This is a genomic window from Pseudomonas sp. LS-2, from assembly GCF_003605735.1.
Lineage (GTDB): Bacteria > Pseudomonadota > Gammaproteobacteria > Pseudomonadales > Pseudomonadaceae > Aquipseudomonas.
Window position 1 is genome coordinate 116,251 of sequence record NZ_QXTJ01000024.1, and the last position, 10,592, is coordinate 126,842.

Sequence of the window (10,592 nt, forward strand, 5' to 3'; positions counted from 1 at the left end):
TAAAATCAGACACCTTGCAGGATGAGACAGACCGCACCTCAGCAAGCTGACCTCCCACGCCCTCCGCGCAGAAGCGTGTCAGTACGCAGGCCCTACAGGCCAGACAGGTCTGGCGCTAGCCCGTCCCAAGCGACATTTTCATGGCACCCCCGCCAATCTGGACTAGAGTTTCAGAGGTCAGCGCAACCGCGCCGGCACCGTGATCGAAAAATCCTTGCGGCAACGTACCGCAAACATTCCCCTGATCAGGAGTGCACGATGGACCTCAACCGTCGGCAGTTCTTCAAGGTCGCCGCAATCGGCCTTGGAGGCTCGAGCCTGGCGGCGTTGGGCATGGCGCCCACGCCCGCTTTCGCCGAGCAGATACGCCACTTCAAGCTCGCCCACACCCATGAAACCCGCAACACCTGCCCCTACTGCTCGGTGGGCTGCGGCTTGATCATGTACAGCCAGGGCGATGCGGCCAAGAACGTGGCGCAGAACATCATCCACATCGAAGGCGACGCCGACCACCCGGTCAACCGCGGCACCCTGTGCCCCAAAGGCGCAGGCCTTCTGGACTTCATCCACAGCCCCGGCCGGCTGAAATACCCGCAGATGCGCAAACCCGGCAGCAACGAATGGACCCGAATCTCCTGGGACGAAGCGCTGGATCGCGTGGCGGACCTGATGAAAGCCGACCGCGACGCCAACTTCATCGAGAAGAACGACAAGGGCCAGACCGTCAACCGTTGGCTGACCACGGGCTTTCTCGCAGCCTCGGCGGCTTCCAACGAAGCGGGCTACATGACCCACAAGGTCATTCGCGCAACCGGCATGCTGGGGTTCGATAACCAGGCACGTGTCTGACATGGCCCGACGGTGGCAAGTCTTGCCCCGACGTACGGCCGTGGAGCCATGACCAACACCTGGACCGATATCGCCAACGCGAATCTGATCCTGGTGATGGGCGGCAACGCAGCAGAAGCACACCCATGCGGTTTCAAATGGGTGACCGAAGCCAAGGCGCACAATCAGGCGCGTTTGATCGTGGTCGACCCACGTTTCACGCGGACTGCCTCTGTGGCCGACTATTACGCGCCGATTCGCACCGGCAGCGACATCGCTTTCATGGGCGGCCTGATCAATTACCTGATCAGCAACGACAAGATCCAGCACGACTACGTGCGCAACTACACCGACGTGTCCTTCATCGTCAAAGCCGGCTATGGTTTCGAAGACGGCATTTTCAGNACGAGCTGGGTGAGGACGGCTTCGTCAAGGTTGATCCGACGTTGCAGGACCCGCGCTGCGTCTATCAGTTGATGAAGCAGCATTACAGCCGCTATACCCCGGAAATTGCCAGTCTGACCTGCGGCATGCCGCAAGCGCAGATGATGAAAGTGTGGGAAGAAATCGCCACCTGCTCGGCACCGGGCAAGACCATGACGATTCTCTATGCGCTGGGCTGGACGCAGCACTCCATTGGCGCGCAAATCATTCGCAGCGCGGCGATGGTGCAACTGCTGCTGGGTAACGTCGGCATGCCGGGGGGCGGGGTCAACGCCTTGCGCGGTCACTCCAACATTCAGGGGCTGACTGACCTTGGGCTGTTGTCCAACGCGCTGCCGGGTTACCTGACCCTGGCTTCCGACAGTGAGCAGGATTACGACGCCTACATCACCAAACGCACGCAGAAACCCCTGCGTCCCGGTCAGCTTTCCTACTGGCAGAACTACAGCAAATTCCACGTCAGCCTGATGAAGTCCTGGTACGGCGCCAATGCCACGGCCGAGAACAAATGGGCCTACGACTGGCTGCCGAAGCTGGACATCCCCAACTACGACATCCTCAAGATGTTCGACATGATGGGCCAGGGCAAGGTCAACGGTTACGTCTGCCAGGGCTTCAACCCGATTGCCGCCTTGCCGGACAAGAACCGCGTGATGAAGGCGCTCGCCAAGCTCAAATGGCTGGTGGTGATGGACCCGCTGGCCACCGAAACCTCGGAGTTCTGGCAAAAGGTCGGGCCGTACAACGACGTGGTGACGGAAAACATCCAGACCGAAGTCATTCGCTTGCCCACCACCTGCTTCGCCGAGGAGGACGGCTCGCTGGTCAACAGCAGTCGCTGGCTGCAATGGCACTTCAAGGGTGCCGACGGTCCTGGGGAGGCGATCACCGACATTCGCATCATGAGCGAGCTGTTCCTGCGCCTGCGCAAGCGTTATCAGGAGCAGGGCGGGGCGTTCCCGGATCCGCTGCTGAAACTGAGCTGGCCGTACAAGGTGCCGGAAGAACCTTCGCCGGAAGAGATCGCCAAGGAGATCAACGGTGCAGCGACCATGGACTTCACCGATCCGTTGGGCGCGGCGATCAAGGGCGGCGCGCAACTGACCGGCTTCTCTCAGCTCAAGGATGACGGCAGCACCGCGTCCGGGTGCTGGATCTTCTGCGGCAGCTGGACCGAAGCGGGCAACCAGATGGCCCGTCGCGACAACAGTGATCCTTACAACATGCACCAGCATCAGGGCTGGGCCTGGGCGTGGCCGAGCAATCGGCGGATTCTCTACAACCGTGCCTCCGCCGACCCGCAAGGCCAGCCCTGGGATCCGAAGAAACGCCTGATCTGGTGGAACGGCAAAGCCTGGACCGGCACCGACGTTCCGGACTTCGTCGTCACCTCCGCGCCGGAAGCGGGGATGAACCCGTTCATCATGAACCCCGAGGGCGTGGCGCGCTTCTTCGCCGTGGACAAGATGAACGAAGGGCCATTCCCGGAGCACTACGAGCCGTTCGAGACGCCCATCGGCATCAACCCGTTGCACCCGACCAACAAGCAGGCGACCAGCAACCCGGCCGGGCGCATCTTCGATTCGGTATGGGATTCGCTGGGCGTGGCCAAGGACTTCCCCTACGCCGGGACCAGTTACCGCCTCACCGAGCACTTCCACTACTGGAGCAAGCACTGCCGCCTCAACGCCATTGCGCAACCCGAGCAGTTCGTCGAGATCGGCGAAGCGCTGGCCAAAGAGAAGGGCATCGTGGCCGGTGATCGCGTCAGGGTCAGCAGCAAGCGTGGCTTCATCGAGGCGGTCGCGGTGGTGACCAAACGGATCCGTCCGTTGCAGGTGAACAATCAGGTCGTGCATCAGATCGGCATCCCGATCCACTGGGGGTTCACCGGGACGACGCGCAACGGCTACCTGGCCAACACCCTGGTGCCGTTCCTTGGCGACGGCAATTCCCAGACACCGGAATCCAAGTCGTTCCTGGTGAACGTGGAGAAAATCTGATGGCCATACAAGACGTAATTGCGCGTTCCGCTACCACCACGGTGCCCTCGTCGGTCAGACAATTGGAAGAAGTGGCCAAGCTGATCGACACCACCAAGTGCATCGGTTGCAAGGCCTGTCAGGTGGCGTGCTCGGAATGGAACGAGTTGCGCGACGAGGTGGGCCACAACCACGGCACCTACGACAACCCCCAGGACCTGAGCGCCGAAACCTGGACGCTGATGCGCTTCACCGAGCACGAAACCGCCGACAACAACCTGGAATGGCTGATCCGCAAAGACGGCTGCATGCATTGCGCCGATCCGGGGTGTCTGAAAGCGTGCCCGAGCCCGGGTGCGATCATCAAGCACGCCAACGGCATCGTCGATTTCAACCAGGACCACTGCATCGGCTGCGGCTATTGCATCACCGGTTGCCCGTTCGACATCCCCCGTATCTCGCAGAAAGACCACAAGGCGTACAAATGTACTCTTTGCTCGGATCGCGTGGCCGTGGGGCTGGAACCGGCCTGTGTGAAAACCTGCCCCACTGGCGCCATCGTCTTCGGCACCAAGGAAGACATGAAGGTGCACGCGGCCGAGCGGGTGGTCGATCTCAAATCTCGTGGCTTCGAAAACGCCGGGCTGTATGACCCGGCCGGCGTCGGTGGTACCCACGTGATGTACGTGCTGCACCACGCCGACGATCCGAAACTGTACGCCGGTCTGCCGCAAAACCCGGAAATCAGCCCCCTGGTAGGGCTGTGGAAAGGCGTCAGCAAACCCTTGGGGCTGCTGGCGATGGGGGTCGCGGTGCTCGCCGGATTCTTCCACTACGTGCGCATCGGTCCGCAGCGTGAAGAAGACGAGCATGACCCGGCGCCCGATCCTGCCGTGCACGAGGTGGATCCGGCGGTACACGTCTACGACCCGAAAAGCACGGGACCTGAAGGGGAGCAACGGCCATGAGCGAAAACCGTGAACCCGGCAAGACCATCCTGCGTTACAACGCCAACGAACGGACCAACCACTGGCTGGTGGCGATTCTGTTCTTCATGGCCGGGCTGTCGGGCCTGGCGCTGTTCCACCCGGCGATGTTCTGGTTGACCAACCTGTTCGGCGGCGGGCCGTGGACCCGAATCCTGCATCCGTTCATGGGCGTGGCGATGTTCGTGTTTTTCGTCGGTCTGGTGATCCGCTTCTGGCGCGCCAACCTGTTCATTCCCAACGATCGGCTATGGCTCAAGCGCATCGACCGGGTGATGGTCAATTCCGAGGAGGGTGTGCCACCGATCGGCAAGTACAACCCTGGTCAGAAGCTGTTGTTCTGGACCTTGCTGCTGTGCATGCTGGGGCTGTTGCTGAGCGGGCTGGTCATCTGGCGCGCTTACTTCAGCGAATATTTCGGCATCACCGTGATTCGCCTCGGTGCGTTGGTTCATGCGCTGGCGGGGTTCGTGCTGATCGTCAGCATCATCGTGCACATCTATGCCGGAATCTGGATCAAGGGCTCGGTGGGGGCGATGTTGCATGGCTGGGTCAGCCGCCGCTGGGCGAAGAAGCATCATGCGCTGTGGTATCGCCAGATCGTCGACAAGGACGCGCCGCCGCCCCGCATCACGAAGAAAGGATGAGCCATTGAGTCAGATTCTCGAACCTGGGCAAATCGAAGCGGCGGCCAGTTCGCCGCCGTTTCTCTACCTTCCGCCATCCAGTCTGTTCGCCTTGCGCGCCGAGCGGCTCGAACAGCTCGCCAACGGCCACCCGTTGGCCGATTATCTGCGACTGATCGCCGGGCTGTGCCGGGTGCAGCAGGACCTGCTGGATCACCCGCCCAGCGACTGGGCACTGGACCGCGAGCGTCTGGAACAGTGCCGGCAACATGGTCTGCCGCCGCTGGCCGCCGACAGTCTGGTGCGCGAGATGCATTGGCAGGGGTATCTGGTGGCATTACTGGAGCGCTATCAACCGGCTGGGCAGGTTGAGGTTCAACTGGCCTTGCGTCAACTGCGCGACGCGGGCGAAGGGCAGCGCAAGGCCTGGGCTATCTCGCTGCTCAGCGGTCAGTACGCCGGTTTGCCGGCAGCGGTGGTGCCGTTTATGGGCGCGGCGTTGCAGGCGGCCTGGAGTCAATGGCTGCTCAAGATGCCGGTTCACGATCTCAAACCCGGCGACAGCCTGAGCCAGTGCCCGGCCTGTGGATCGCCGGCCATGGCCGGGGTGATCCGCCATCGCGGCAAGTACAACGGCCTGCGCTATCTGGTCTGTTCGTTATGTGCCTGCGAATGGCATGTGGTGCGGGTCAAGTGCGTGTATTGCGAGCAGAGCAAGGGCTTGAAATACGTGAGCCTTGATGATGATCGCGTCGCGGTGGACAAGGCGCCGCTGCGCGCCGAAGTCTGCCCGGGGTGCAACACCTACCTCAAGCAGATCTATCTGGAGTGCGATGCAGAAGCCGAGGCCCTGTCCGCGGATTTGGCAAGCCTGATGCTGGACATGCGCCTGGATATTGAAGGCATTCAACGCCTGGCGCCGAACCTGATGCTGGCGCCTGGGGGGGAATGAAATCGCGGTCTACACTCCATAGCGGCTGATCGTATACCCGTTTCACGGCCTTCGGCCAGAAGCAAATCTACATCCACATCGGAGTGAATGAATGCCCGCAAACCTCGCCTCGATCCCTGCGCGTTTACCCTCTGTCGACAGCCTGTTGCGTCATCCCGCCTGCCACCCTCTGATCGACCGCTATGGCCGCGATGCCGTGCTCGCCACTCTGCGTCAGTTGCTGGACGATGTGCGCGAAGCCGCCCACCAGGGGCAGATCAGCGCCGTGGAATCGAGCAGCGAAGTGCTGGCGGGCAGGGCGGCTGAGCGTCTGGCGATCCAGCATCAGAGCAAGGTGCGTCGCGTCTTCAACCTGACCGGGACCGTGCTGCACACCAACCTTGGCCGGGCGCTGTTGCCCGAAGAGGCCATCGAGGCGATGCAGACCGCTGCGCGCTATCCGCTGAATCTGGAATTCGACCTGAACAGCGGCAGACGCGGCGACCGCGACGACCTCATCGAAGGCCTGATCCGTGAACTCACCGGCGCCGAAGCCGTTACCGTGGTCAACAACAACGCCGCAGCCGTGCTGTTGGCGTTGAACAGTCTGGGCGCACGCAAGGAAGGGATTATTTCCAGGGGCGAGCTGATCGAGATCGGCGGCGCTTTTCGCATCCCCGACATCATGGCCCGAGCCGGGGTCAAGCTGCATGAGATCGGCACCACCAACCGCACTCACGCCAAGGATTACGAGGCCGCGATCAACCCGCGCACCGGCTTGCTCATGCGCGTGCACACCAGCAACTACAGCATTCAGGGATTCACCGCCAGTGTGCCGACCCAGACCCTGGCGCAGATCGCTCATCAGCACGATCTGCCGCTGCTTGAAGACCTCGGCAGCGGCAGCCTGCTGGACCTGACCCGTTGGGGTTTGCCTGCCGAGCCGACCGTGCGTCAGACCCTGGCCGAAGGCGCTGACATCGTCACCTTCAGCGGCGACAAATTGCTGGGCGGCCCGCAAGCCGGGCTGATCGTCGGCAGTAAGGCGTTGATCGCGAAGATCAAGAAGAACCCGCTCAAACGTGCATTGCGGGTGGACAAACTGACCCTCGCGGCACTGGAAGCCGTATTGAGACTGTATCGCGACCCGGACCGTCTTGCCGAGCGCCTGCCCAGCTTGCGTTTGCTGACCCGACCACAGGGCGAAATCCTCGCCCAGGCCGAGCGCTTGCGACCGCTGCTGGCGAAAATCCTCGGTGAAACCTGGGGCGTGTCGGTACAACCGAGTCTGGGCATGATCGGCAGTGGCAGCCAGCCGGTAGCGCGGCTTCCCAGTGCTGCGCTGTGTTTACGACCGATCGTCTCTAAAAAACTGCGTGGCCGTCGGTTGCATGCGCTGGAGGCGGGTTTGCGCCACTTGCCGATTCCGGTGCTGGGGCGCATCGACGATGACGCGCTGTGGCTGGACCTGCGCCAACTGGATGACGAACCCGGTTGGGTCGGCCAGTTGAACCAACTGCAACGGGAGGGCGCGGCGGGGTGATTGTCGGCACGGCGGGGCACATCGACCACGGCAAGACCGCGCTGCTGGAGGCGTTGACCGGCCAGGCCGGAGATCGTCGCCGGGAAGAGCGGGAGCGGGGCATTACCATCGACCTGGGTTATCTCTACGCGCCATTGGCCGTTGACGCGCCGCTCACCGGATTCATCGACGTGCCAGGGCATGAGCGCTTCATCCACAACATGCTGGCCGGCGCTCAAGGCATCGATCTGGTGTTGCTGGTGGTCGCCGCCGACGATGGCGTGATGCCGCAAACCCGCGAGCATCTGGCGATTGTCGAGCTGCTCGGCATCCCGGACGTGTTGGTTGTCATCAGCAAATGCGACCGGGTCGAGTCGGCGCGGATAGAGCAGGTCCGGACCCAGGTTCGCCGCCTGCTGGAGCCTGGCCCTTACGCCAACTCAGCGCTATTTGAAGTGTCCAGCCAGACCGGCGAAGGGATCGATGAGCTGCGCCAGGCGTTGTTATTGGCACAGGGCCAGGTGTTGGAGCGCAGCGACCGTGGCGGGTTTCGGCTGGACATCGACCGGGCCTTCAGTGTTTCCGGGGCGGGGATCGTCGTGACCGGTACTGCGCTGGCCGGGCAGGTGACGGTCGGCGACACCCTGCTGTTGGGCCAGTCCGGAAAACCGGTGCGGGTGCGCGGCCTGCACGCGCAGAATCAGACCGCCGCTCAAGCCTGGGTCGGCCAGCGTGTGGCGCTGAACCTGAGCGCGGAAAAACTCGCCCTTGAGCAGATTCATCGCGGCGACTGGTTGCTGGCCCAATGGCTGTTCGCGCCCACGCAACGCATCGACATCGACCTGCGTTTGCTGCCTGGCGAAACCAGGGCGTTCGAGCATTTCAGCCCGGTTCACGTGCACCTCGGCACGCAGGACGTCACGGCCCGCGTGGCGTTGCTCGAGGACACCCGCCTGGCGCCGGGCAAGCGTATGTTCGCCCAGTTGCTGCTCAACGCCCCGGTGCACGCGGTACACGGCGATCCGCTGGTGCTGCGTGATCAGAGTGCACAGCGCACGCTGGGCGGTGGTCGGGTGCTCGATCCGTTCGCGCCGTCTCGCCAGCGCCGCAGTCCGGAGCGGTTGGCGCAATTGCAGATTCTCCGCGAAGCCGAATCACTGGAGCAGGCGTTGCTGGCGCTGATCGCCCGCAGCGAAACGGGGATCGACCCGCAACGGCTTGAACGGCAGTTCAATCGGATGCGGGCGACCTGGCGTTTGCCCCCCGACATCCGCATCGTCGCCACCCGCCAGGGCCAGTTGCTGTTCAGCGAATCGCGCTGGCTGGACCGGCAACAGACCTTGTTGCAGCAGTTGGCGCGTTTTCACGAGCAGGAACCCGATCAGTTGGGACCGGACCGCGACCGCCTGCGACGCTTCTCGGCGATGGGGCTGGAGCGTCCGGCGTTCATCGCGCTGATCGACGAGCTGCTGGCCAACGGTGCCGTAGCAAGCAGCGGGCCATGGCTGCATCTGCCCGATCATCAGGTCAAGCTCAATGATCAGGACACAGCGCTCTGGGAGCAGATTCGGCCGTTGATGGAGCAGGCGATCTTTGATCCGCCGTGGGTACGGGATCTGGCGACGGCGTGCGGGCAGGGTGAATCCGAGGTGCGACTGTTGCTGCGCAAGCTGGCGCGAATCGGCCAGGTGCATCAAGTGGTGCGCGATCTGTTCTATCTGGAGTCCACAATTGGCGAAATGGTGGCTATGCTGTTGCAACTGTCGGCGGCTGAGCCGGTGATTGGGGCGGCCGCGTTTCGTGACACGTTGGGGATCGGCCGCAAGCGCAGTATCCAGATTCTCGAGTTTTTCGACCGTATCGGCTTGACCCGGCGCATCGGCGACAAACGCCAGATCCGCCCCGACAACGCCCTGGCTCAGCCACACAAGGCTGACAACGCGGTCTGATCAATCATGGAAGGCAATCGCGCCCGGTGGCGCGGCCGGGCTTCAAACCCGGTTGGGGACGGCAGCCGTTCCCGGGCAGGTTCGACTCCGGCTGCCTTCCGCCATCTTCCAGGACACAACTGTGCCCTGTAGCAGTCCGGCTTGCCGGTGGGGCGGCCGCGAAAACGCCACCGCCGGCAAGCCGTGCTGCTACAGAATCGAAAGCGTTCACAATCAAGCCGCGACGCATTATTGCTCTGTAGCAGTCCGGGTTGCCGACGGTGAGGGCTCCGAGAACGCCACCGCAGGCGAGCCATGCCAATAAAGACCGGACGAACGTAACCTCCCTGTAGTGAACCTGACACCGTTTGCACTGTCTGTTGACCACTGTGCGCGCAGCGCGCCGGGTGGTGCGGCCCCGGCTTGCAGTGGCGTTTTCTTGCGTGTTCAGGTGCCTTTTCCAGCAGTTGCAGCGCGTCGCTCGTCGCTGCCGACCAGGCTTTTAGTCCATTGCATGCGGCCCGACCATCCGGCCTTTCTTTTTATTTTTGTCGAAGATCACCCATGTCCCTATCTCGTACCGTTTCCACTTTTCAATCCTCCCTGTTGCCGGGCGCTCGCCGCCGTTTGCTCAGTGCCGGCCTGATGGGAACCCTGTTGACCGCAGGCTTCGTCAGCCAGGTCCATGCCGAGGGCAAGGAGCGCTGGGTCAACGACACCCTCAGCACCTACGTGCGCAGCGGCCCTACCGATGGCTACCGCATCGTCGGCACGCTCAAGTCTGGGCAGAAGGTTGAACTGCTCAACACTCAGGGCGATTACAGCCAGGTGCGCGGCAATTCCGGCGACAGCGTGTGGATTCCGTCCGCTGACCTGCAAGAAGTCCCTGGCCAGGCTGAACGCCTGCCGCAACTGACCCAGCAGGTCGCTGACCTCAGCGCGCAACTGAAAACCATCGACGATGACTGGAAGACCAAAGTCCAGGGCATGCAGGAAACCCTCGACTCGCGCAAGAAACTGGTAGATGAACTGGAGTCTCGCGCCAAGGACCTCAATGCGCAGTTGACCGATGCGCAGTCGGAACTGCGTTCGACCCAGGCCAAGCTGGGGGATGAGAACAATCAGGTGTTGATGCGCTACATGGTGTACGGCGGCAGCATTGCCGGGGCCGGGCTGCTGTTGGGTCTGATCCTCCCGGCGTTGACCCGCGGACGCAAGCGCAACGACCGCTGGTTTTAAATCAGCCGCTTGATCGTCTGGCAGCGGGCGGGGATGGTGGCTTTTGATTCTGGCCGAAGGCCGTGGGAGCCCGACTTGTCGGCGATCGGCTGCGCAGCAGTCGCAC

Annotated in this window: 6 protein-coding genes, 1 tRNA gene and 2 pseudogenes; all 9 read left to right on the top strand. The window is 62.6% G+C overall.

The window, feature by feature from the left end; all coding sequences use genetic code 11:
• Positions 1–258: 258 nt before the first annotated feature.
• Positions 259–1,232: pseudogene (locus D3M70_RS33205) on the top strand (molybdopterin-dependent oxidoreductase); the annotation flags it as partial.
• A gap of 1 nt (position 1,233) precedes the next feature.
• Positions 1,234–3,275: pseudogene (gene fdnG / locus D3M70_RS14755) on the top strand (formate dehydrogenase-N subunit alpha); the annotation flags it as partial.
• Complete coding sequence (gene fdxH / locus D3M70_RS14760) at positions 3,275–4,222, top strand: formate dehydrogenase subunit beta (protein ID WP_120126484.1); 948 nt, start codon at positions 3,275–3,277, stop codon at positions 4,220–4,222. The pseudogene fdnG and the gene fdxH, both read left to right, overlap by 1 nt.
• Positions 4,219–4,887 carry a formate dehydrogenase subunit gamma gene (locus tag D3M70_RS14765; RefSeq protein ID WP_120126485.1) on the top strand — a complete coding sequence of 223 codons (669 nt, stop codon included), beginning with the start codon at positions 4,219–4,221 and terminating at the stop codon, positions 4,885–4,887. The genes fdxH and D3M70_RS14765 overlap by 4 nt, the downstream gene beginning before the upstream one ends.
• 4 nt (positions 4,888–4,891) lie before the next feature.
• A complete protein-coding gene (gene fdhE / locus D3M70_RS14770) occupies positions 4,892–5,818 on the top strand; it encodes a formate dehydrogenase accessory protein FdhE (protein ID WP_120126486.1) in 927 nt (308 codons plus the stop codon).
• A 91-nt stretch (positions 5,819–5,909) separates the two neighbouring features.
• Positions 5,910–7,340 carry an L-seryl-tRNA(Sec) selenium transferase gene (gene selA, locus D3M70_RS14775; RefSeq protein ID WP_120126487.1) on the top strand — a complete coding sequence of 477 codons (1,431 nt, stop codon included), beginning with the start codon at positions 5,910–5,912 and terminating at the stop codon, positions 7,338–7,340.
• Positions 7,337–9,268: a selenocysteine-specific translation elongation factor gene (gene selB / locus D3M70_RS14780; protein WP_120126488.1), complete on the top strand. Its 1,932-nt coding sequence runs from the start codon at positions 7,337–7,339 to the stop codon at positions 9,266–9,268. Before selA ends, selB begins: the two co-directional genes overlap by 4 nt.
• An 8-nt stretch (positions 9,269–9,276) precedes the next feature.
• Positions 9,277–9,372: transfer RNA gene (locus D3M70_RS14785), tRNA-Sec, on the top strand.
• 439 nt (positions 9,373–9,811) lie between these two features.
• The gene (locus tag D3M70_RS14790; RefSeq protein ID WP_120126489.1) at positions 9,812–10,486 is read left to right on the top strand and encodes a TIGR04211 family SH3 domain-containing protein; all 675 of its coding nucleotides are present in this window, start codon (positions 9,812–9,814) and stop codon (positions 10,484–10,486) included.
• The last annotated feature ends 106 nt before the right edge of the window (positions 10,487–10,592 follow it).